The organism is bacterium, assembly GCA_016716565.1.
Classification (GTDB): domain Bacteria; phylum Bacteroidota; class Ignavibacteria; order Ignavibacteriales; family Ignavibacteriaceae; genus IGN2.
In genome coordinates, this window is record JADJWC010000004.1 from 150002 (window position 1) to 171053 (window position 21052).

27 protein-coding genes and 2 tRNA genes are annotated in these 21052 nt (G+C 35.1%); 22 read left to right on the forward strand and 7 right to left on the reverse strand.

Going from position 1 to position 21052, the window contains the following annotated elements:
* Window positions 1–115 precede the first annotated feature (115 nt).
* Entirely contained in the window at window positions 116–754 is a 639-nt protein-coding gene (locus IPM14_16050; protein ID MBK9099588.1) for a regulatory protein RecX, read from the forward strand.
* A 3-nt stretch (window positions 755–757) separates the two neighbouring features.
* On the opposite strand, the gene IPM14_16055 is transcribed toward IPM14_16050, so the two are convergent.
* Window positions 758–1192, reverse strand: coding sequence for an NUDIX hydrolase (locus tag IPM14_16055; GenBank protein MBK9099589.1), 435 nt, complete (start codon window positions 1190–1192; stop codon window positions 758–760).
* 90 nt (window positions 1193–1282) lie between these two features.
* Here IPM14_16055 and murB point away from each other — a divergent pair, with 90 nt between their 5' ends.
* The 6 genes from murB to IPM14_16085 all read left to right on the forward strand — a co-directional run bounded on the left by murB (window position 1283) and on the right by IPM14_16085 (window position 5512).
* Window positions 1283–2299: a UDP-N-acetylmuramate dehydrogenase gene (gene murB / locus IPM14_16060; protein MBK9099590.1), complete on the forward strand. Its 1017-nt coding sequence runs from the start codon at window positions 1283–1285 to the stop codon at window positions 2297–2299.
* Between the two features lie 74 nt (window positions 2300–2373).
* Window positions 2374–3189, forward strand: coding sequence for a phenylalanine 4-monooxygenase (locus IPM14_16065; protein ID MBK9099591.1), 816 nt, complete (start codon window positions 2374–2376; stop codon window positions 3187–3189).
* Between the two features lie 156 nt (window positions 3190–3345).
* On the forward strand, window positions 3346–3810 hold the full coding sequence (gene bcp, locus IPM14_16070) for a thioredoxin-dependent thiol peroxidase (protein ID MBK9099592.1): 465 nt from the start codon (window positions 3346–3348) through the stop codon (window positions 3808–3810).
* Between the two features lie 8 nt (window positions 3811–3818).
* Entirely contained in the window at window positions 3819–4226 is a 408-nt protein-coding gene (locus IPM14_16075; GenBank protein MBK9099593.1) for a 6-carboxytetrahydropterin synthase, read from the forward strand.
* 3 nt (window positions 4227–4229) lie between these two features.
* Window positions 4230–4796 carry a GTP cyclohydrolase I FolE gene (folE, locus tag IPM14_16080; GenBank protein MBK9099594.1) on the forward strand — a complete coding sequence of 189 codons (567 nt, stop codon included), beginning with the start codon at window positions 4230–4232 and terminating at the stop codon, window positions 4794–4796.
* A 2-nt stretch (window positions 4797–4798) separates the two neighbouring features.
* A complete protein-coding gene (locus tag IPM14_16085; GenBank protein ID MBK9099595.1) occupies window positions 4799–5512 on the forward strand; it encodes an SDR family oxidoreductase in 714 nt (237 codons plus the stop codon).
* Window positions 5513–5563: 51 nt separating this feature from the next.
* Here IPM14_16085 and IPM14_16090 read toward each other — a convergent pair whose 3' ends face one another.
* Entirely contained in the window at window positions 5564–6019 is a 456-nt protein-coding gene (locus IPM14_16090; GenBank protein ID MBK9099596.1) for a Spy/CpxP family protein refolding chaperone, read from the reverse strand.
* A 133-nt stretch (window positions 6020–6152) separates the two neighbouring features.
* Here IPM14_16090 and IPM14_16095 point away from each other — a divergent pair, with 133 nt between their 5' ends.
* The 7 genes from IPM14_16095 to IPM14_16125 all read left to right on the forward strand — a co-directional run bounded on the left by IPM14_16095 (window position 6153) and on the right by IPM14_16125 (window position 9444).
* Window positions 6153–6704: a sigma-70 family RNA polymerase sigma factor gene (locus IPM14_16095; protein MBK9099597.1), complete on the forward strand. Its 552-nt coding sequence runs from the start codon at window positions 6153–6155 to the stop codon at window positions 6702–6704.
* Window positions 6697–7290 carry a hypothetical protein gene (locus tag IPM14_16100; GenBank protein ID MBK9099598.1) on the forward strand — a complete coding sequence of 198 codons (594 nt, stop codon included), beginning with the start codon at window positions 6697–6699 and terminating at the stop codon, window positions 7288–7290. Before IPM14_16095 ends, IPM14_16100 begins: the two co-directional genes overlap by 8 nt.
* A 13-nt stretch (window positions 7291–7303) precedes the next feature.
* Complete coding sequence (locus IPM14_16105; GenBank protein ID MBK9099599.1) at window positions 7304–7783, forward strand: hypothetical protein; 480 nt, start codon at window positions 7304–7306, stop codon at window positions 7781–7783.
* A gap of 82 nt (window positions 7784–7865) precedes the next feature.
* Window positions 7866–7950, forward strand: a tRNA-Leu gene (locus IPM14_16110).
* 32 nt (window positions 7951–7982) lie between these two features.
* On the forward strand, window positions 7983–8747 hold the full coding sequence (locus tag IPM14_16115; GenBank protein ID MBK9099600.1) for a tetratricopeptide repeat protein: 765 nt from the start codon (window positions 7983–7985) through the stop codon (window positions 8745–8747).
* 72 nt (window positions 8748–8819) lie between these two features.
* Window positions 8820–9041, forward strand: a complete 222-nt coding sequence (locus IPM14_16120) for a hypothetical protein (protein ID MBK9099601.1) — start codon at window positions 8820–8822, stop codon at window positions 9039–9041.
* A gap of 25 nt (window positions 9042–9066) precedes the next feature.
* Complete coding sequence (locus IPM14_16125; GenBank protein ID MBK9099602.1) at window positions 9067–9444, forward strand: carboxymuconolactone decarboxylase family protein; 378 nt, start codon at window positions 9067–9069, stop codon at window positions 9442–9444.
* Between the two features lie 25 nt (window positions 9445–9469).
* On the opposite strand, the gene IPM14_16130 is transcribed toward IPM14_16125, so the two are convergent.
* Window positions 9470–10114, reverse strand: a complete 645-nt coding sequence (locus tag IPM14_16130; GenBank protein MBK9099603.1) for an outer membrane beta-barrel protein — start codon at window positions 10112–10114, stop codon at window positions 9470–9472.
* Window positions 10115–10380: 266 nt separating this feature from the next.
* Between IPM14_16130 and IPM14_16135 the strand changes: the two genes are divergently transcribed.
* From IPM14_16135 to IPM14_16165, 7 genes are all read left to right on the forward strand, one after another.
* A complete protein-coding gene (locus IPM14_16135) occupies window positions 10381–13374 on the forward strand; it encodes a tetratricopeptide repeat protein (protein ID MBK9099604.1) in 2994 nt (997 codons plus the stop codon).
* A complete protein-coding gene (locus IPM14_16140) occupies window positions 13371–14543 on the forward strand; it encodes a hypothetical protein (protein MBK9099605.1) in 1173 nt (390 codons plus the stop codon). Before IPM14_16135 ends, IPM14_16140 begins: the two co-directional genes overlap by 4 nt.
* Entirely contained in the window at window positions 14488–14967 is a 480-nt protein-coding gene (locus tag IPM14_16145; GenBank protein MBK9099606.1) for a TonB-dependent receptor, read from the forward strand. The genes IPM14_16140 and IPM14_16145 overlap by 56 nt, the downstream gene beginning before the upstream one ends.
* Window positions 14968–15045: 78 nt before the next feature.
* Entirely contained in the window at window positions 15046–16794 is a 1749-nt protein-coding gene (locus tag IPM14_16150) for an SPOR domain-containing protein (GenBank protein MBK9099607.1), read from the forward strand.
* A gap of 23 nt (window positions 16795–16817) precedes the next feature.
* On the forward strand, window positions 16818–17474 hold the full coding sequence (locus IPM14_16155) for a MotA/TolQ/ExbB proton channel family protein (GenBank protein ID MBK9099608.1): 657 nt from the start codon (window positions 16818–16820) through the stop codon (window positions 17472–17474).
* Window positions 17475–17483: 9 nt separating this feature from the next.
* On the forward strand, window positions 17484–17888 hold the full coding sequence (locus tag IPM14_16160) for a biopolymer transporter ExbD (protein MBK9099609.1): 405 nt from the start codon (window positions 17484–17486) through the stop codon (window positions 17886–17888).
* An 11-nt stretch (window positions 17889–17899) separates the two neighbouring features.
* Window positions 17900–18598 carry a hypothetical protein gene (locus tag IPM14_16165; GenBank protein MBK9099610.1) on the forward strand — a complete coding sequence of 233 codons (699 nt, stop codon included), beginning with the start codon at window positions 17900–17902 and terminating at the stop codon, window positions 18596–18598.
* On the opposite strand, the gene IPM14_16170 is transcribed toward IPM14_16165, so the two are convergent.
* The 4 genes from IPM14_16170 to IPM14_16185 all read right to left on the reverse strand — a co-directional run bounded on the left by IPM14_16170 (window position 18570) and on the right by IPM14_16185 (window position 20728).
* On the reverse strand, window positions 18570–18866 hold the full coding sequence (locus IPM14_16170; GenBank protein MBK9099611.1) for a hypothetical protein: 297 nt from the start codon (window positions 18864–18866) through the stop codon (window positions 18570–18572). The two genes, IPM14_16165 and IPM14_16170, sit on opposite strands and share 29 nt — an antisense overlap.
* 1 nt (window position 18867) lies before the next feature.
* Window positions 18868–19371 (reverse strand): hypothetical protein, encoded by a 504-nt coding sequence (locus IPM14_16175; GenBank protein ID MBK9099612.1) that lies wholly within the window; start codon window positions 19369–19371, stop codon window positions 18868–18870.
* Complete coding sequence (locus tag IPM14_16180; protein ID MBK9099613.1) at window positions 19364–19789, reverse strand: DUF2085 domain-containing protein; 426 nt, start codon at window positions 19787–19789, stop codon at window positions 19364–19366. Before IPM14_16180 ends, IPM14_16175 begins: the two co-directional genes overlap by 8 nt.
* Window positions 19790–19882: 93 nt before the next feature.
* On the reverse strand, window positions 19883–20728 hold the full coding sequence (locus IPM14_16185; GenBank protein ID MBK9099614.1) for an NHL repeat-containing protein: 846 nt from the start codon (window positions 20726–20728) through the stop codon (window positions 19883–19885).
* A gap of 174 nt (window positions 20729–20902) precedes the next feature.
* Between IPM14_16185 and IPM14_16190 the strand changes: the two genes are divergently transcribed.
* A tRNA-Gln gene (locus IPM14_16190) sits at window positions 20903–20976 on the forward strand.
* Window positions 20977–21052: the final 76 nt, after the last annotated feature.

Below are 21052 nucleotides of genomic sequence, written 5' to 3' on the forward strand. Positions count from 1 at the left end.
CTTTGGACAAAGTAGAATATTGAGATCACTTCGTCCGTCAAGTACCGGACTCGTGATGACAATCCATTTAAGATTTATATTGGAAATTGATGAAAAGTAGTTTAGTTATTTTAAAATGCTGATAGTACGAATTCTGAAAAAAGGAAATAAAGATGTAACAATTCAATTCGAGGATGATAGATTTTTAATACTTGCAGTCGAAGTATTTTTAAAAAGCGGTTTGAAGAAAGGTGATGAAATTTCTGAAGACCGCTTTTCTTCATTAATAGAACAGAACAAACTTTTCCACATCAAGCAAAGAGCATTTCGGTTGTTAGGAAGAAGAATGCACTCATCTTCCGAGTTGAGAAGAAAACTCTGGAACAAAGACTACGAACAAAAACTGATAGATGAAGTAATTCAAGATTTGAAGAATAATGGTTATCTAAATGATGAAGATTTTATTCGTGAATTCGTGGCTGAAAAGACAAAGACCAAAGGCTGGAGTACAAAAAAAGTTAAGACCGAACTATATAAACGGGGAATAGACAATAAGCTCATTGATGAAATGTTGAAAGGACACGCAAGCGATTCTGAACTTGAAAATGCGATGAAACTTGCTAGAAAAAAATACGATCAGTTGATAAGGAATAAATTAGAACCAAAAGAATTGCGGAATAAACTCTCCTCTTTTCTCTTCTCGAAAGGATTTGAGTACGATTTGATTAAGGAGGTGTGTGGTAAAATTATTAAAAAACAAATAGATGAAGAATGAAAATTACCTTTTCGAATTTCTCCTCCCCAACCTTCTGATAATAGTTGCCAGCTCATCAATATCAACCTTCTTTGCAGCATCGTAAACTGAGAACCATTTCCTCTTTCGCAGATTTTTTTCGGGATAATCTTTAAATACTCTCGTTACCTTCATCGAATAGATTTTTGTAAGGAGTTCGCTGCCGTTTTTCCTCACTTTGTAGCTTCCGAGAATTTTTGTGGTGTTAGTCCCCTTTACTCCGGCTTCTTCAAATGCTTCTTTCTTTGCTGATTGAAATGGCGACATATGATATTCGATGAAACCCTTAGGGACTATCCAATTCTTTTTCCTGATAGAAGTGACAAGCAAGACTTCAGTCCTTCCGTCTTTCTTTCGGAATGGAATTACTCCCGACTGATCAAAGTGAACTCTTTTTCTCGCGGCTATTTTTCTTTTCATTATCCTGTAAAGAATTAAATATGAATTCTTAAATTTGTTTGTGCAAAGATAATTTGCTTGTTAGTTACCAACAAACACTCACGCAAAAAAATGCTGCTTAATAAAAATCATTCATTGAAAAACCTGAACACATTCGGAGTTGATGTAAAAGCTAAACTCTTCGCTGAAGTTTATTCAGAAGATGAATTGATTGATTTGCTCATTGATGAAAAAATAAATCGGGAGAAAAAATTAATTCTTGGCAGTGGAAGCAACATACTCTTTACAAAAGATTTTGATGGATTGGTGATTAAACTCTCTTCAGTAAACATTAATATTATTGAAGAAAATACAGACTCAGTTTTAGTTGAAGCAGATGCAGGAGTTATCTGGGATGACTTAGTAAAATTTTGTGTTGAAAGAAATTTTAGCGGAATTGAAAATCTGACTCTTATTCCTGGAACTGTCGGAGCTGCACCAATTCAGAATATAGGTGCTTATGATCAGGAACTTGCTGATACTTTTGATTCATTGAACGGCGTTTTTATTAACTCAGGAAAGAAAAAAACTTTCACAAAAAATGAGTGTAGTTTTTCCTATCGTTCAAGCATATTCAAATACGAATTAAAAAACGAGTTTGTCATAACCTCTGTGAGATTGAAGCTTTCAAAAATTCCCACTCCAAATACAAATTATAAAGCGTTGAGTGATTACTTATCAAAAAAGAAAATTATCAATCCTTCAATAAAAGATATCAGCAATGCAGTTGCAGAAATCCGGAGAAGCAAACTTCCTGATCCAGCTAAAGTTGGAAACGCTGGGAGCTTCTTCAAGAATCCTGTTGTGAGTGAAGACTTGTTTCAAAAAATTAAATCTGAATATCCTGATATTGCAAGTTTTCCATCTAAAACAGGAAAGATGAAAATCTCCGCAGGCTGGCTGATAGAAAAATCCGGCTGGAAAGGAAAACGGGTTGGAGATGTCGGAACTTCACCGGATCATGCACTAATCATTTGCAATTTTGGTAATGCAACAGGTGCAGAAATACTGGAGTTTGCGATGCGGATAAAAGAGGAGGTATCAAATAAATTCGGAATTATTCTTGAAGAGGAAGTAAATATCCTCTGATTAAGTTTGAATTAATATTTGCTAATAATTAACTTCGATAAAAGATATTCCAAACATTTTAACAGGAAGAAAGAATGAAAGAACAGAAAAACGAAAATCTTTCCGCATACGAAAAAGCTGCTCAGGAGGGGATTGATCCCCGTTGTATTCCTCAATGGCTTGATGGACCTGTTCCCGAACACGATGAGATAAAGTATCCTGCTTATCCTGAAACCGATCAGGAAACATGGCGATTTTTATTCGAACGCCAGATGAAATTTCTCCCAAACAGAGCTTGCAAAGAATATATGGAAGGAACCGAGCAGTTAAATCTCTCTCCTGATAAAATTCCTTATCTAAAAGAATTAAGTAATGTCTTTTACAAAACCACCAGCTGGAAAGTTGCAAGAGTTCCCGGCCTGATTCAATCACAGAATTTTTTTGAACTATTAAGAAGAAGAGTTTTTCCTTCAACCGATTACATCCGCGGAAAAGAAGAACTCGATTACACTCCTGCACCCGATTTATTCCACGATATTTTTGGACATATGCCATTACTGACTAATAAAAGTTTTGCTTCTTTCTATAAGAAATTTGGTGAAGCAGCACTCAATGCAAAAGGCGAGAACAGTGTCAAGCTCGAAACATTGCACTGGTTTACAGTTGAGTTCGGGCTAATAAATAATCCTGAAGGAAGAAGAATTTATGGAGCTGGTGTGCTTTCATCTCACAAAGAAGTCCAGCATTCACTATCCGATAAAGTTGAAGTCAGACCATTCGATCCTGAAAAAATAGTAGTTCAGCAATATGATGTTTGGCATTTACAGCCGATACTTTTTGCCATAGATTCCTTCGAGCAATTGGAAGAAGGATTCGACAAATGGTGTAAAAAGGAAGGTCTCCTGAATTAATTATCTATTCAAGATTTTTCATATCAAAATAATTTGAACTAATTACATCAATGAATTGTTAAAATGATGTAATTGTTAAACACTGAATACATTATTATTTTATTTAGTGTGTTTATCATTTCTTTTTAATTTATATGAAAATGTTTGGAGGTAATGATGGCGCTCAAAGTTGGTGACAAAGCACCCGCATTCAAATTGAAAAATCAGGATGGAGAATTAATTTCACTTTCTGACTTAAAAGGCAAACCTGTCGTTCTGTATTTCTATCCAAAAGATGACACTCCCGGCTGCACGAAAGAAGCCTGTAATTTCAGGGATGAATTCCCGAAATTTGGAAAGTTAAAAGCAGAGATAATCGGAATCAGCACTGATTCAGTTGATTCTCATAAAAAGTTTGCTGATAAGTATAAACTCCCATTCAATTTACTTGCCGATGAGAAGAAAGAAATTGTTGAGAAGTACGGTGTCTGGAAAGAAAAGAATATGTACGGAAAAAAATATATGGGTATTGAAAGAACAACATTTATCATTGATGCCAACGGTAAGATAAGTAAAATTTTTCCAAAAGTGAAAGTTGATGATCATAACAAAGAAGTAATGGATGCTTTGAAAGAACTCTGATGTCAAAAATAGTGTATCTTACAAGACGCGAAACATTCGCCGCGGCTCATCGGTTGTTCAAACCCGGACTCTCTGATAAAGAGAATTTTAAAATGTTCGGTAAGTGCAGCAATCCTAATTGGCACGGGCACAATTATACTTTGGAAGTAACTGTAGCTGGCGAGATTAATCCTGAAACCGGTTTCGTTATTGATATAAAAAAATTGAAGGAGATAATGCAAGAGTATGTTATCTCACAAGTTGATCATAAAAATTTAAATATCGATACTGATTTTATGAAAGGATTAAATCCTACATCTGAAAATATAACTATCGCAATCTGGAATCAGCTTTCTGATAAAATACCCGGAGGAAAACTTTTCTCAGTAAAGCTTTATGAAACTGAAAATAATTACTTTGAATACAAAGGAGAATAAATAGTGAATAATTCGAAAGTCAGAGTGTTAATAAAAGATTTACTTGAAAACATTGGTGAAGATCCTAAAAGAGAAGGTTTGCTAGAAACGCCACGTCGAGTTGCCGATGCATATGATTTTTTAACTTCCGGTTATGCGAAGAAAATTGAAGAAGTTATGAATGATGCTGTCTTTAATGAAAAATATGATGAAATGGTATTGGTGAAGAATATAGATTTTTACAGTCTTTGTGAGCATCATATGCTTCCGTTTTACGGTAAAGTTCACGTTGCATACATTCCTGATGGAAAAATAATCGGGTTGAGCAAAATACCACGTATTGTTGATGTATTTGCCAGAAGACTTCAGGTTCAGGAAAGAATGACTCAGCAAATTGCTGACACTCTCGAGCAATATCTGCAGCCAAAAGGAGTTGCGGTTGTTTCGGAAGCTTATCATATGTGCATGATGATGAGAGGTGTGCAAAAACAAAATTCATCTGCAACAGCAAGCGCAGTTCATGGCGATTTTAAAGATGATCCAAGAACGAGAGCAGAATTTTTAAATTTAATCGGTCATAAGAATTTATAAGTATGGCAAAAAAAGATGGAATATGGGTAACAGGAGCGAGCTCCGGAATTGGTAAAGCGATTGCTCTCGAATTTGCAAAAATAGGATGCAATGTTTTTGTATCAGCAAGAAGAGCACAGGAATTGGAACGATTGAAGGATGAAGCAGGGAAAGTTGGAGAGAATATTTTTCCATTTCCGTGTAATGTTGCGTCATCCACAAATGTGGATCAGACTGTTAAAAAAATCTCTGCGGAGTTTGAGATTAATTGTCTGATTAACAATGCAGGAGTAACTTCATTCAAACATGCTGCTGATAACTCTGTTAATGAGATAAATGATATTATAAACACAAATCTTCTCGGTTCCATCTATTCAATTAAATCTGTATTACCATCATTCATCAAGAATGAATCAGGTACTATATTTAACGTTCTTTCGGTTGTTGTTGAAAAAGTGTTTACCAGAAGTTCAGTTTATGCAGCATCAAAAATGGGTTTGTTGGGATACAGTAATTCCCTGCGTGAAGAAGTACGTAAGCATAATATCAGAGTAATCAATATAATTCCCGGTGCGACGGAAACATCGATGTGGTCGCAGGAAATAAGGAAAGAAAAAAGTGAATTGATGATGAATCCTGAGAGTATAGCGAGAATTATTGTTTCAACCTATCTTCAGAAAGATAATCTCGTGGCGGAAGAAATTGTTCTAAGACCTATCACCGGAGATTTAAAATAAAAAAAGCCGGCAACTCGACCGGCATTTCGTGGAGAGAGTTAAATAATATTTCTATTCAGCATCAATATTTCGCAGCATCTTATGCACTCTCTTTTCTCTTCGCTCACCAAACTGGTGTGACATCTTGTTCCAATCCTTCTTTTGAGTTTCATCCAGTATTTGGTAAACATCCATATGATGATTTGCTACAGAGAGAGCAATTTTATTCCGAGCTGAGATTATTTCATTTACTTTGTTCAAATATTCATCTCTGCTATAGTTGCCTTTATTTTTTAACTCACGCAGTTCGAGTTCTCTCTTATCAAGATCAGCTTTCAGATCAATCATCTCTTTTTGATGAGTAAATTTTAAATTATCAACTTTTGTTTGCTGTTCGTCGGTAAGGTTAAGCTGTTGGTGGATCTGTTTTTGGAACTGTTCTTTTTTCTGCATCTTCCCCTGGGCAAAAATATTGTTGGACAGGATTAGTGTTATCACCATAATTAGGGCCATTATTCTATCTTTCATTTTGAACTCCTTTTTGATAATAATTTAATTGTTACAAATTAGACAAATTTCTCAGCCACCTGGTTTAATAATGATTCTTTAAACCTTCTGGAATATTTTAGTGTTTAATATTTTAAGAATAGTTTTATAAGGGATGAATTCGAATACCGAGGATTATGAACTCATTCGGGATTTTTTATCTGGAAATGAGCAGTCTTTCAATATTCTGGCAAGAAAGTACCAGGAAAAAATTTACTGGCATGCAAGAAGAATGCTCGGAGATCATGACGATGCTCATGAAATTGTGCAACAGGTTCTGTTAGTTATGCACAGCAAGCTGAATAAATTTAATTTCAGTTCATCTCTTTACACATGGATTTATAAAATTGCTTCGACAAGAAGTTTAAATCTTCTCAAGAAAAGAAAACTGAGAAAGTATTTTACTTTCAGTGAAAATGAAGATGTGGAAAGCATCGGACGAGAAAATGTAATTGCAGACATTGAATCGAGGGAAAAATTCAAAAGAATGGAGAAGCTTTTGCTAACACTACCGGTAAAACAGAAGGAAGTTTTTATAATGAGAAACTACGATAATTTATCTTATGAGGAAATTGCGAGTATAACAGGTAAGTCAGTTGGAGCATTAAAAGCAAATTATTTTCATGCTTTCAGGAAAATGAAGGAGCTAATGGGCAAATATGAATAAAGAAGAAAAAATAATCAGATATATAGAGAATGAACTAACTTCGGGAGATCGAGATGCTTTTGAAGAAGAACTTAATTCTTCCTCCGAACTCAGAAAAGAATTTGATAAATACTTACACCTAAAAAATGAAACTCTTGAACTAAAAAAAGTTAAGCTTGATAATCTCTATCTCGATTCAATCATTCCTGAATTTAGAGCAAAACTTCAAACGACAAAAAGTCCCAGTATTAGATTGAATTTTGGTTATGCCGTTGGGATAATGTTGATCTTCGTTTTTTCTGTCGCAATCATAAATTATTTCTTATCAGAAAAATCTACAAACACAGATTTGCCTGAGTTTGCCGAATCATTAGATGAAAATCAAAGGTTGGAATTGCTGGAAAATCTTGATTATGGAATAATTCCAACAGAGCTTGTATCAGAAAACGTTTCAATAAATGAAATTGATGAAATTATAAATGCAGAATTTGAATTCAGCAGCGAAGTTATTGAAACCTACAAAATCGACAATGATGATTTGATAGTAGGACTCGGCCAGGATGAAATCAATAAAATATACAATGAAATTTTAAACAGAAATTTTTAACACGAGGTCTCTAATGAAATATTTAAGTTATGTAATCGTTCTTATGTTCTTTCTTTCGTCAATGCTGATAGCACAAAAGGGCAGATGGAAGGATGAAGAGGCCCGGGAAAAATTTGAACAGCTTGAAAAAATAAAATTAATAGAAACTCTCGAACTTGATGAAGAGACGACTCTCAGATTCTTTGCAAGGCGCACCGAACACAGAAAGCAACAGGATGAAATCCAGTTTTCGATACAGCAGAAAATTGAAAGTCTGGACGTTGCATTTAAAAGCGGCAGGGCAGTTACAGTAGACGAAATCAAATCAAATATAAATGAGATAAATAACCTCCAGCTGCAGTTAGAAAAGAATCGAATTGAATTTATTAATTCACTATCTGACATCATGAGCTATGAACAGATAGGCAAGCTTATAGTATTTGAGAAGCAATTCAGAAATGAAGTCAGGAAGCTTCTTATTAAGGAAAGAAGACCTCCTGTAAATCAGGAATAATCATTGCGGGGAAAAATAATTCCGTCAATAAATTCAGGTTGATTTTCAAATACTTCGAACATATTTTTACCACTCTAATTTTGCGGAAGTGGTGGAATTTGGTAGACACACTATCTTGAGGGGGTAGCGCCTTAATTGGCGTGCGGGTTCAAGTCCCGCCTTCCGCACAACAATCAATCATAAAAGTCGAAGGGTAAAAATGATTCAAAACAAAATCTTCCCAATTTGTGTTCTTTTTATTCTAACTTTCACTATATCTTCTATAGCACAGGATATGAATCCTGAAGCAGGGAAGTTCTACAATGAAGGTAATAGTCAGTTGAAAGCTGGAAATTATAATGGGGCGATATCAAGTTATGATAAAGCATTAGCAATCGAAAAGGATTACAGGATTTATTATCAGAAGGGTGTGGCTCAAAAAAAATCAAACGATCTTAATGGCTCGAAAGCTTCATTGCAAGAATGTATAAAATTGAAGAATGATTTTGAACCAGGATATAATGCTCTTGGTGGTGTGTATTTCTCGATGAGTAATTATACTGAGGCGATCAATCAGTTTGAAAAAGTACTGACACTTACAAAAGATGCAAGTATCACGAAGAAAGTTAAAAAGAATCTATCACTCGCATATACCAAACTTGGTAATGATGAAATTTCCAAAGGTAATGCTCAAAAAGCAGTAGAGTACTTAAATAAAGCTGTACAGAATGACAATTATGATGCTGCTTATTTATCACTTGCAAAACTTTATTCTGAACTCGGAGAATGGGATAAATCTATTGGTGCTTCCGAAAGTGCACTTAAGTATAAATCCAAGATCACTTCTGGCGGACCGTATTTTTATATGGGAATTTCCTACAAAGGAAAAGGTGATACTCAGAAAGCAAAAGAAATGTTTGAAAAAGCAAAACAGGATGCTACTTACAAAAAGACCGCTGAGTACGAGCTTACTTTATTAAACTAAAAAAATCATAATTTTTATGAACCCTCCAATGTGAGGGTTTTTTTATAACCTTTCACAACTAAAGGAATCATTTTGAACGATTTCAACAAACTTAAAGTGCAGGAAGTCATTTCACTTATGGCAGCATCAGCCGCACTTCGAAAAATAAATATCCTTAGAAGGCTGATTTCTTTGGCAAAGTCTCGCGAAATTCCTTTCAAGAAAATTTATGAAACACTGCTTCAGAATTATCTTTTCACTGGTTATCCATCTGCTATAATTTCATTGAAAGTTTTTAAAAAGTTATTACCCTGAAAAACAAATACCTAAATCAGAAGATATGAACCTTTATCACTTCAGGAATCGGGGAGAGTTCAATTGTCGTAAGGTTTACGGTAACAAATATGAAAAATTAATAATTAACATCTCAAATTTTTCTCCCGATCTTTCGGAATGGCTTGTTCTTGAAGGATACGGAAAAGTTTTAGGCAGAAAAGGACTTTCCTTTAAAGAACGGGAACTTTGTATTGTTGCGGTGCTTTCAGCATTAAAATTTGAAGATCAGCTTTATTCCCATATCAAAGGTGCGTTCAGAGCGAACGCTTCTGTCACTGAGATAAAAAGAGTAATAGAAAACTTGAACTTTCTTGGAAGAAAAAATTTATCTGCTTTTGGATTAAGAGTGCTTAAGAAATTTGAGAATGAAAAGGGAATGTGATTGCATCACATTCCCTGTGGAAATCTTATAAGAAGTTAAAAATCACAAATGCATCGAGAGTAATTGCACTAACTGTTTCTTCACCATCTTCTTTTCCGATCAGATTAAACATTTTGTAACTAAGGTACAGATCGAGATTTATCATCGGGATTATTGTTACCTCCGATCCGATTCCAATTCCACCGCCGAATCGACTGAAACCATCCGTTGTAATTTCCTGTTCAAAAAATGATGCTTTAGCATCACCAAAATTTGAGAAAGAAAGATCAAGTGCAAGGTATGGATCAAATCCAAGCGGGGAAGGAATAAAATTAAACTGAACACCAGCACCAACTTCGAGTATCGATTGGGTGAATTCTGCTTCACCTTCGTCAACGGCTATCTTGAAAAGCTCCGGTGGCTCATTGCCATTACCTGATAGAGTATGGTAAAGAATAAATGCCCTTGGAGTAAAAGGAATCAATGGTAAATCAACTTTTCCAACGATACCAAAATTCCACTCAGTCGAATATCCCAATCCACTCTCCGAAACTTCTTTCGTATAAATTTCAGGTGCAAGAATTTGAGTAATGCCACCTCCAGCCCCAATTTTAACAAGTTGAGCGTTCGTCAAGTTTGGAATGAATAACAGGCTAGTAATTGCAAGCAAGATGATGTAGCTCTTCTTCATTTTCTCTCCTTATTAGTTAATAATTTCATTTTGGCCGTTGAAACATAAAAATAATATCTGATAAAATCCATGACTATCTCATTATATTCATTAAGAAGCCGGCAAATTCTAAACAATATCTTTAAGTGAATTCCCATATTTTATTATTTCGCTTGACTTTAAGTTTCGTAACGCTAATATTTAGCCTTAAAATATGCGAATTTTTAGAATTATCAGTTAACTCAGACTGAAACTTTGAAAAGTCTGTCATCGTCTGAAACTATTATATGATGCATTATATAATCAAAATCTATTTTTCAAGTCTCCTCCTTGCGGCGATGTGGTCGGGTATATCTGTCTATGCTCAAAATTTATCAGAAAAATACAATGATGCAATGGAAGCATACAACAATCAGTTGTATGCCTCAGCCTATAAGTTATTTGATGAAGTAATAAAAAGTTATGGCGTCGAGGATGAACTTTATGCTTCTGCAAGATTTTATGCTGCTAATTCATTGTTACAAATGGGCAAGAAAGAAGAATCCGTTTCAGGTTTTGAGTTCATCGTGAACAGTATTGTTTGGTCAAAATTCAGAGAAGAATCATTATTCAAACTTGGGCTGATTTATTTTGAATTGAACCGCTTTGCGCTCTCAAGAAAAAATCATCTGATGCTCGTGTATCAATATCCCAACAGTGAATACGTTGGTTCTTCTATGTACTGGATTGGTGAATCTTATTCAGCAGAAGGAAGACTGGATGATGCAATTGAATTTTTAACTCAGGCAATCGAGGATAAAGCAGCCAATCGTTTTCGTGATCATTCATTGTATGCTTTGGCAAGTGTTTATGAAAAAAGACAGGACTACCAGAATGCAGTGAAATATTATGACCAGTTGTTGACTTATCACTCAAACAGTCCTTTGGCTTTGCAGGCACAGGTTAGAATTGGAGTATGCTATTTTTATCTCAAAGATTATTACAACTCAATTCTTGAATTGAATAATCCGGTTCTGCGTGAACTTCCCAGGGAAAATTTATCGGAAGCATTGTATCTTCTTGCAAATTCTCATTACAGAGTTGAAGAATACAGTGATGCAGCAAAAACTTATACAGAGGTTATTGAAAGTTTTCCAGAATCCGAAGTATACAGAAACTCACAATACGGATTAGCATGGTCATTGTTCCAGCAATCAAAATACAATGAAGCTTACCAGGTTTTCAATCTACTTTCTGAAGGTGATGATTCAATTGCTGTCAAATCTTTTATATGGAAAGGTGAATCAAAAAGATATGCCGGACGATCGAACGAAGCTTTAGCAATCTTCCAGAATTTTTTAAAAAGATATCCTAACGATCCGTCAACTTCATTAGTTGAGAGTCTTATTGGATTAATATATTTCGATGACAATAAATTTGACTTGTCCTCACAATACTTGGCAAATGCTACATCATCAGATGATCCTTTAACACGGGCAAAAGCTTTTACGATGATCGGGGAAATTGAACTCCGAAATAAAAATTATATTAAAGCCCGTGGCAATTTTGATCCTGCTGTTAGAATCACACCAGCTGAAAGTGACGTTCATCTGCGAGCACTTCTCGGACTCGGTGTTTCAAATTATCATCTTGGAGATTACGAGGATGCTGTTGAGAATTTCCGACAGGCAGAAACAATCGACCCAGCATTCGAGCAGGATAAAATCAATTTTTATATGGCAGAAAGTTATTTTTCATTGGGTAAATATCAGGAAGCTCTTTCACGATACAACAATATTAGAAGTTCTGATGTTGATTATGTGAAGCAAGTTACTTATTCAAAAGGGTATTGTCATTTTAACCTCGGTAGCTACTCGAATGCAGCTTATCAGTTCGCAGAGTTTGTGGAAAGGTATCCTTCCGATTTCAGAATGACAGATGCAAAACTTCGATTAGCAGATAGTTACTTCGGTGCAAAGAATTTTTCCGCAGCGAGTAAAATCTTCAAAGAGATTTTTCAATCCGGTAAATATTCTTCTGATGATCCGTACACATATTATCAATATGCACAGGCTCTGTATAAATCGGGAGAATCGAACGCTGCAATTGAAGAATTTCGTAACCTTCAAAAAAAGTTTCCTGATTCTAAATATGGGGAGAGTTCACTTTTTACTATTGGATTTATTAGATTCCAGGAAGGAGAATTTGAAGAAGCCATCAACGACTATCGTAACGTGATGCTGGTTTACAAAAAAACTTCACTGGCTCCCGCGGTTTATTACTCAATTGGTGATGCTTATTTTAATCTCGGTCAGTATGATTCGGCTATTGTTAATTACAGGAACGTTCTTACAAAATATCCGTCTTCAGAATATGTATTCGATGCAATAAATGGAATGCAATACAGCTATGTAGCAATGGGAAAATCAAATGAAGCAGTGAATCTCATTGACAGATATGTAAGTCAAAACCCAAATCTAAAATTCAGCGACCAGATATTTTTCAAGAAGGGAGAAATTTATTACAGTCAGCGGGATTACGAGAATGCCAAATTAAGCTACCAGGAATTTCTTGTTAAATATCCCAAAAGCAGTTTTGTGCCCGAAGCATATTATTGGCTTGGTAAAAGTTCGCAAAATTTGAAACAAGATGATGAAGCGATATTCTATTTCAATAAAGTATTTGATAGTTATCCGGGTTCAGAATCTGCAGCAGTTTCTGTTATCGAACTGGGAAAAATGTATGAAGTCGCAGGTAATTATCAGGCTTCTATCGATGTACTGGAAAGAGCGTCTGCGAAACTAAAAGACTCACCAAGATTGCCTGAAGTTTTATTCTTAAAAGGAACTGCATATATAAAAAGTGATGATTTGCAAAAAGCATATGGAACTTTTGAGGAATTAGCAATGTATCACCGGGAAACAATTTTTGCTGATCGTGCAAAAATAGAAATGGGACTGATTGATCTGGCGATTTCCCGATTTGAGGAAGCAAACAAAAACTTTTTGGATGTGGCAGGTAGACGAACTGATGATCTCGGTGCAAGAGCTCAATACCATTATGGACTTTCACTCTTCGAGCAAGCAAAATATTCTGATGCTGTTTCAGCACTTGTTAGAGTGAGGACAGTCTTTTCGCAATATGAACCGTGGATTTCTCGTTCATACATATTGATGGGTGATTGCTATGTGAAGATGAACGATAAACGACAAGCTGAAGAAATGTATCGTGTTGTTGTTACAAAGCATAAAGGCAATGAACTTGGCGAAGAAGCAAGACAGAAAATAAATAAACTTAAATGATGAAATATTTTTTAATAATATTCTTAATCTCAACAGCGATGGTTTTTTCTCAGGGAGAAAATCCGAATGTGGAATTACCCGACTTTGTTATTTTCGGCAAGGATGTCATCTCAGTTCGGAAAGTTGATAAACTTAAACCCGATTATATCTCTACTGTATCCGATGACTTTCTTAAACCAGCTTACAAACCAGACCAGCTTGATCTTGCAGAAATATCAAATCCTGTTGAATCAGAAATATCGCTTCTGGATTCCGCCAATTTCCGGAGAGGCCATATTGAATTGAAGGCTGGTCTTTATCAAATACCTGCCGGAGAAATAAATTATGCTTTCCCGTATACGGGCGGAATGATTTATGGATTTGTAAAAGGATTGAATCAGCGTGCATATGTAGATAATAGTGATAAGCAATTCCTGGAAGGAGGGCTGGATGTTAGTTACAATCTGCCTACAGATATTGGTGTGCTTCCCGGAACAAAATTTAAGTTAGGTGGTGATCACTCCAAAAATATTTTTAAATTTTTTGGCTCTGTTGATCCCGATCGCAAACGAAATTTGAATATCGGGAACACATTATTAAGTATTCAGAATCTCTATTTAAAAGAATTTAATTTCGATTTGCGTGGAGGCGGAGATTTTACTTATGCTGATGATGAAAAATTTAATGAGTCGGTATTTTATGTTGATGCATTTGCGAGACTGCGATTATCGAAATTCAGTATAAATTTATCAGGTTCATATCAGCATCAAAACCTTTCCACAGATTCACTTTCTGGAAGTAAGACTGATGGTTATTTTTTCAGACCAACAGCATCGCTTGAAATATTTAAGAAGATTATGCTTGAAGCAGGATTTACATTCTCTGCTGCAGGAGGCGATAGACTAAATGGATTATTTGCTTCAATTAGCACAGAAGTAGCTGAAAATCTTATTTTGTTCGCCGAGTATTCTCCAATTGGTGAAAACATAACAGCCGGAAAATTTTTAAGGAACAATTACTATTATGACCAGCAGGATTTAAACAGAGTTTTCTTTAAGAAAAAAAATAAAATACTAGCGACTGTTAAATACGAATATGATAAATACTATCAGGTAGACGGAGGAATCGAATTTTATGATGCAGATAATCTGCCCTACTACAGCAACATGGATAATTCCGGATTTTTTTGAAGTAATAAAAACTGATGCTACCAACTGGGATGTGTTTTTGAATATGTTATATCATCTGGGACCTTATGGTTATTTCTACGGCTCTGCAAATTATCTTAATATTCAGGATTCCGAATCCAGAAGAATCCCCTATATCCCTAATCTAAAGGCGTCTTTAATTTATGGATATATCTTTTCAGATGATTGGAAAGCAGAGGCTAAATTAAGTTATTTGTCAGAAAGATATGCCGATATAGAAAATTCAGATAGTAAAAAACTACCTGGTATTGTCGATTTGGGATTAAAAGTTGATTACTCAATTCAAAAGGATTTTGGTGTGTTTTTTGAGCTAAACAATATACTTAATAATAAAAAAGCAGTATGGGAGGGATATCAGGAGAAGCCCATTGATGTGCTTTTAGGCTTTAACTATTTCTTTGATTAAACACATTTTTTGTGGTATAAATTATCATCAAATCAATGATTAAATTAACCACAGCAACACACTTTTTAGGTGAATGAAATGATTAGTAAGGATGAACTCATAAAAATTGTTGCACAAAGCTGCGGGATTTCTGTTGAGATATCATCATTCTTTTTTGAAGTCTTTGTGAACAGGATTAGCAATAAACTGAAACCTGGTGATTTGCTTCATTTCCACGACCATGGTTATTTTCATAAAAGAAATTGCCGGATTCAGCTTGAAAAATCACATGATTCCCCAATACCGAAATCTTACTTAATTCAACTGGTTATCTTCTCAGAAGAGGCAAAAATTAAAAGTGATCTCAGCTCATTGCACTTTTTAAAGATTGCAAACCTGAAAACTCTCTGGGTTGACGACAAAGATTTTCAGAAAAGCCTTTCTGCGGGTGATTTTGCACCGCATACGGATAGAAATCAATTGATAAAATCTTTTGCAACTAAAGCTGAAGTTATCATTGCGGGATTAAGAAAAGATTATGATAGTGAACTGGTCGAAGAACTAATAATTCCGCTGACATTCGATTTAAATTTCTTAATAAAATCCGGGCAGAAAAGTAAGTCGGTCACCAAATCAATTTCCGATCGAATTTCAGGAAAGAGTGAAGAATCAAAACAAATCAAAACTAAAGAATCTGAATTACCTAAAGCACCAAAAGAAAGTTTTGAAGAAACAAAAACCGTCACTAAGAAAACAGAAAAAACCGGTACGGAGGAAACTCTTCCCTGGAGCTATGGAGCAAAATTTTTAGACAAGGAAAAACAAGGTCAGGCTGGTGATAATCAAATAGCTGATGCGGATAAAAAGGAAAAACCTGATCTAAAAAAAATAGAAAATGAAGTTAAAAAGGAACCGGCCAAAAAATTAAAAGGTTTCGAACCAGTAAGCTCACGCTTATCTCCAAATAAAGATGATAAAGATTCCCTTGATGATGGTGACACGGTAAAATTTATCGTTAGCAGCACAACCGATACTGAAGAGCAAAAAGAAGAAATTAAGTTTACTGAAGTAAAATCAAAGACCGAGGCTTTCCGGTATCAATCAGATAATTGGAAAAGTAAAGGCAGGTTTGATGATAAGGGAACAGGCAGAACATTCAGAGGTGATTCGAGAGATAATGTATTTGGTCAACGTCGCAGCTTTCTCCCGTTCGTTGCAATTTTTACGTTTATAGTTATTGGAGCAATTGTCATTTATATTTATTTCATAAAAGGTTCTCCGCAAAGCAATCAAAAACAAAATGTCATTGCCAATGTTCAACCTCCACCATCTGTTGAGGTTATTGAAAGAGATTATGAGCATGCTGTTACTTATCCCTATCCAAAGTCTGAAGACAAAGCGGAAGTATCAGGATATAATAAGGATATTCTACTTACCGATGGTACGCAACCTGATGCAGACACAAAATTAAAACCTGAAGTAAAACAAGAATCAACTGCGGAAATAAAATCAGAAACTAAACCGGAAAGAAATCCTGAAACTGAAAGTAAACCTGTCACTGAAGTAAAAACTCCTCCTCCTATTAAAGAGGAACAAAAAATAGTTGAGGTGCCGAAAGAAGAAAAATCGAACAGAATATTTTTATACAAGAATTTTTATGTTGTTTATATTTCATCATTCAAATCAGAAGAAGATGCTAACAGGGAAGCCGATAGATATTTCAACTTAGGTTATAATGCAATAGTTGAAGCAGTTGAAAGAGGGCGGAATCCTGAATACAGATTAATAGTAGGTGATTTTACATCAGAAGAATTTGCTAAACAATTTCAGGAAAAATATATTAAATAATAAAAACAAATATTTGGAGAGAAATGAATTTATTCGAAATCTTTCTTAAGGGCGGTGTGATAATGTGGGCAATATTATTCTGCTCGGTCATTGCATTAGCCGTAGCCATCGACAGATTTTTAATCCTTCGAAAGGCAAAAATCAATTTACCTGCTTTCCTTGTCCGGATACGTGGTTTCATCAAAAATAAAGATATGAGTGGTGCTGCATCATATTGTCTCAGAGAAAAATCACCTATTGCCAACATGGTAAGAAAAGGTTTGAAGAAGTTTGGAATGGGACACGAGCGAGTCAAGGAGGCAATCGAAAATGCTGGCAGACAGGAAGTCAGCAAACTTGAAAAAGGACTTTCGATACTTGCTACCGTTGCTGGTGTTGCACCATTACTTGGATTTCTGGGAACTGTAACAGGAATGATCCAGGCTTTTATGCGAATTGAAGATCTTGCAGGTGCTGCAAACCCGAGCGATCTTGCAGGCGGTATCTGGGAAGCATTATTAACTACTGCTTTTGGTTTGATAGTTGGAATACCTTCTTATGCTTTTTATAATTACTTCATAAGTTCGATTAAAAAATTTGTTTCCGATATGGAGACAGTTGCAAACGATGTTGTAGACACAATGCAGGATTCCTCTCCTGAAGCAGTTGATCTCGATGATGAAATTGAAGTTGAAATGTAAGGTGTTATTATGAAATTCAGTACAACGAATGAACCATTAACAATTTTTTCATATTCTTCGCTCACAGATATTGTTTTACTGTTAGTAATATTTTTTCTTCTTACCTCACAATTTGTTATTCAAACCGGGGTAAAAGTTAAACTGCCGGGTTCAAAAACGAATGAGCAGTCTGAACCCACTAAGATGATAGTTACAATAACTTCCGCTGGTGTTGTGTATGCCGGACCTGACCAAACCACAATGGAATTGTTGTCCGGTAAACTGCTTGAGCTGAAAGGTGTAAGCGAAGAGGGAAGTCTTATCATTAGGGCTGATAAGACAGTACAAATTGATCTTGTAATTAAAGTAATTGATGCCGCAAAATCTGTTGGTATCGGAAAATTCACAATAGAAACAGAACAAGAAAATCCATAAGGAGGAGTGCTATGTCTTCCAAAAAAAGTTCTGGAATATCTTACACTATTTCAGTAGTTCTACATGGAATTGCAATTCTGCTTTTCCTTTTAATTAATTTATCATTCGATTACATACCTTCCGAATATGTTGAACTTTCATTTGGCATTGCAGACCAATCCGGTTCATCAGGTGCACAGGGAAATAAGATCAACATAATCAAAGAAACTCCGAAGCAGAGCGAGAAGGAGCAATCAAAAGAAAAAAGTCCGGAAGTCAAAGAAGTAGACTTGCCGGTTGCAATTAATACTGAAGATGAAAATGTTATCAAACCGGCAAATAATGAAAAAGAAATTGCAGAGGAAAGAACTGAATTAAACAAAGAAACTTCGGTTTCAAATTCAAAATCGAATGAAGAAGGAAATAACAGTAACGTTGAAGGCAATTTTGGATTTGATATTGACTGGGGTGGAAAAGGAACGAGAAAAATTTATAGTTTCATTTTACCTCAATATCCCGAAGGTGTAAAAAAGGAAGTGAATATAAAATTGCAATTCACAATTTTACCAGACGGAACAGTCGGGACAATCATTCCAAAAATGAAAGCAGATACTCATCTTGAGAATGCTGCAATTAATTCATTGAGACAATGGAGATTTGAGGCTCTAAGTTCGCACCAGAAGCAGGTGGAGCAAACAGCGGTTATTGTTTTTCCGTACCGACTGCAGTAGACTTTTTGTAGTAGAATTTATAGAAGATAAACTCTGCGATTGTAAGCAGTGTCAGTGAAAAGGTGTCTCTATCATAATAGAGACCTAATCCTTCCGGCTCCATTATGAACTTTGCAATCATACCGGTAATTGACCAACCCACAGCAAATAGAATCAAAATTAAACTAACATTTAACAGTCCACTGGAAGTACCTTCATTCTGCCACTTCCAGGTAAATATGAGAAGCAGGAAAATGAAATGAGCGAAGAATATTACTGCTGATATCATTTTAAAGCTGTTGGCTCCGTTTGTTTATGATTGCTGTCCCAATTATTCCGCCAAGAATTCCAAATATTGAATAAGTGATAAGGTTTGTGATTGTAATTAGTATGGTATATAAGAATGAAAATCCCGTGGTTTGAATTTCATTTACCACTCTCCTTAAAACTTCCAGTGATTGCTCCGCAGCAGGGCCAAAATTCATATCTTTGACTAACTGTTCAGCCTGTGGCATTGAAACTACGAGGTCGCTCGACTTTGTCAGGTATGTAATTATAACTTCAAAAAAACTGGCAAACAAAGCAGCTATTACTCCAGTCAAAACCCCGACTAATATTCCTGATCCAGTGTTGATTTTAATTATACCTGGTTGAGACTTCTTATAAATGAATATTGACAGACCAGCTGCTATGGGAACTAAAGTACAACAAGCTATACTTTCCATTCCAGGAATGGTTGTAAGAACAGCAGCACCAAACCCACAAACTAATGCAGATAAATATTTTTTATTCATTTCCCCTTACACTTCTGTTAATAATTAGATTTTCCAATTCAGAAATAACGATCATATAAATCATACCTCCAAATGCTAAGCCAGTTATGAAAGCCAAAGTTTGTGAGTATTTATAAATACCTATTGTTGAGAAAAAGACATCGAGAAACATAGGCAGAGACATGATATTAATTTTATTAAAATTTATCTCATTTGATTTTTTGAATAAACTGATTAACCCTGCAATGAATGCGCCAAGATAAATACCTGTACATCTCGCACAAACCAGCATCGACTGATTAATGAGTACAATGCATTTTTCATTTTCCTGATGACAAAGATTTGAATAGCTTTTTATAAGTAAGAAATTTGTAATAGGATTATCTATCCGGATAAGTATCGGTGTAAGGAATCCAATTATCCAAATTGCTAACATCAATAGAAATGAAATCCGAATTAGTAAAGTGCTATGCCTTGAAGCAAAAAATGAAGAAGGATAGTTTTTTATATCAGCAGAAAACAATTCGGAATCTCACAATCGGTTGAAAATAAGTATCTCTTTTTTTGTGAGAACATACAATTTATTATTGAAGATAAAAGCAGAAACCAAATCCATACTTTTTTCATATTCTTCAATGATCAATTCCCGGAGACTTAAATCCGGCGATCTGAGATTTGCCAAAAAGATTTTATCTTTCGTTGTTACAGTCAGCCAATCAAAAATGATTCTGATGCTCTTAAAATCTTCCGCACTAGAAATCCTGCCACTCCCATTTCCGTACTGATCAAAAATAATTATTTCATCTCCATCAATAACAAAGATATTATTCTGCATCGAAACGGCGAGCTGCAGCGGATTTTGCAAGGCAAAATTTCCGTAATCGTATCCTCCAAAATTTTGAAGAAAATTTCCGAAGATGTCAAACTTTACTATTCTTGAATTTTCAGAATCGAGGATAAATACATCACCAAGATTAGACATCACAGCACTTAACGGGTAACCGAATCTTTCCTGTTCAATTTCACTTTCTCGAGTATAAATCTGAAAATTATAATTCAGGTTTTTATCGAATCTCTGAATTCGATTATTGTTTTTATCAACCACGTATACCTTTAACGCATCAGCATAGACATCGACAGGATTATCGAACGCACTTTCTCTCCATCCGTATCCTCCGATCTTTTTTAAAGTGTTCCCAAGAGTATCCATTGCTGTAATTTCATCAGTAGCGATGTCAGATACATAGATGAAACCGGCTGGATTTATATAAAAAGATGAAGCATTAACAAACTTACCAATGCTTTTCTCATACTGAAATTTTTGAGGGAATGCCAGCCCGACTGATAAAATAAAGAGTATGGCTATATGCGATTTCATAAATAATAACTTAAATTTTTGTAAGCGAATATTAGCGAATAATGAAGTTAAAAAAAATTTAATTTCACATAAGGAATTGTAATCTGCAGATAAGTAATGTCTTTTAAATAGCCAAGATAACAGCAATTTCTTTGCAAATAGTGAAGCGCATATCTATATTTACGCACTAAATTTTGTCCCGTGGTGTAACTGGTTAACACGTCTGACTCTGGATCAGAAGAGTCTAGGTTCGAGTCCTAGCGGGACAGCTTTTTAATGAATAATGTTCAATTAACAATTTACAATTGGGAATTCATGACTTGAATAATTTCTAATTGTAAATTT

Excerpts from the sequence above, each read along its gene's own strand:
- IPM14_16185 (MBK9099614.1), bottom strand. The coding sequence starts at position 20,728 with ATGAAATCGCATATAGCCATACTCTTTATTTTATCAGTCGGGCTGGCA.
- IPM14_16100 (MBK9099598.1), top strand. The coding sequence starts at position 6,697 with ATGAATAAAGAAGAAAAAATAATCAGATATATAGAGAATGAACTAACT.
- IPM14_16155 (MBK9099608.1), top strand. The coding sequence starts at position 16,818 with ATGAATTTATTCGAAATCTTTCTTAAGGGCGGTGTGATAATGTGGGCA.
- bcp (MBK9099592.1), top strand. The coding sequence starts at position 3,346 with ATGGCGCTCAAAGTTGGTGACAAAGCACCCGCATTCAAATTGAAAAAT.
- IPM14_16095 (MBK9099597.1), top strand. The coding sequence starts at position 6,153 with ATGAATTCGAATACCGAGGATTATGAACTCATTCGGGATTTTTTATCT.
- IPM14_16160 (MBK9099609.1), top strand. The coding sequence starts at position 17,484 with ATGAAATTCAGTACAACGAATGAACCATTAACAATTTTTTCATATTCT.
- IPM14_16135 (MBK9099604.1), top strand. The coding sequence starts at position 10,381 with ATGATGCATTATATAATCAAAATCTATTTTTCAAGTCTCCTCCTTGCG.
- IPM14_16125 (MBK9099602.1), top strand. The coding sequence starts at position 9,067 with ATGAACCTTTATCACTTCAGGAATCGGGGAGAGTTCAATTGTCGTAAG.
- IPM14_16085 (MBK9099595.1), top strand. The coding sequence starts at position 4,799 with ATGGCAAAAAAAGATGGAATATGGGTAACAGGAGCGAGCTCCGGAATT.
- murB (MBK9099590.1), top strand. The coding sequence starts at position 1,283 with ATGCTGCTTAATAAAAATCATTCATTGAAAAACCTGAACACATTCGGA.
- IPM14_16175 (MBK9099612.1), bottom strand. The coding sequence starts at position 19,371 with ATGAATAAAAAATATTTATCTGCATTAGTTTGTGGGTTTGGTGCTGCT.
- IPM14_16170 (MBK9099611.1), bottom strand. The coding sequence starts at position 18,866 with ATGATATCAGCAGTAATATTCTTCGCTCATTTCATTTTCCTGCTTCTC.
- IPM14_16050 (MBK9099588.1), top strand. The coding sequence starts at position 116 with ATGCTGATAGTACGAATTCTGAAAAAAGGAAATAAAGATGTAACAATT.
- IPM14_16055 (MBK9099589.1), bottom strand. The coding sequence starts at position 1,192 with ATGAAAAGAAAAATAGCCGCGAGAAAAAGAGTTCACTTTGATCAGTCG.
- IPM14_16165 (MBK9099610.1), top strand. The coding sequence starts at position 17,900 with ATGTCTTCCAAAAAAAGTTCTGGAATATCTTACACTATTTCAGTAGTT.
- IPM14_16145 (MBK9099606.1), top strand. The coding sequence starts at position 14,488 with ATGATGCAGATAATCTGCCCTACTACAGCAACATGGATAATTCCGGAT.
- IPM14_16140 (MBK9099605.1), top strand. The coding sequence starts at position 13,371 with ATGATGAAATATTTTTTAATAATATTCTTAATCTCAACAGCGATGGTT.
- IPM14_16130 (MBK9099603.1), bottom strand. The coding sequence starts at position 10,114 with ATGAAGAAGAGCTACATCATCTTGCTTGCAATTACTAGCCTGTTATTC.
- IPM14_16090 (MBK9099596.1), bottom strand. The coding sequence starts at position 6,019 with ATGAAAGATAGAATAATGGCCCTAATTATGGTGATAACACTAATCCTG.
- IPM14_16105 (MBK9099599.1), top strand. The coding sequence starts at position 7,304 with ATGAAATATTTAAGTTATGTAATCGTTCTTATGTTCTTTCTTTCGTCA.
- IPM14_16065 (MBK9099591.1), top strand. The coding sequence starts at position 2,374 with ATGAAAGAACAGAAAAACGAAAATCTTTCCGCATACGAAAAAGCTGCT.
- IPM14_16115 (MBK9099600.1), top strand. The coding sequence starts at position 7,983 with ATGATTCAAAACAAAATCTTCCCAATTTGTGTTCTTTTTATTCTAACT.
- IPM14_16150 (MBK9099607.1), top strand. The coding sequence starts at position 15,046 with ATGATTAGTAAGGATGAACTCATAAAAATTGTTGCACAAAGCTGCGGG.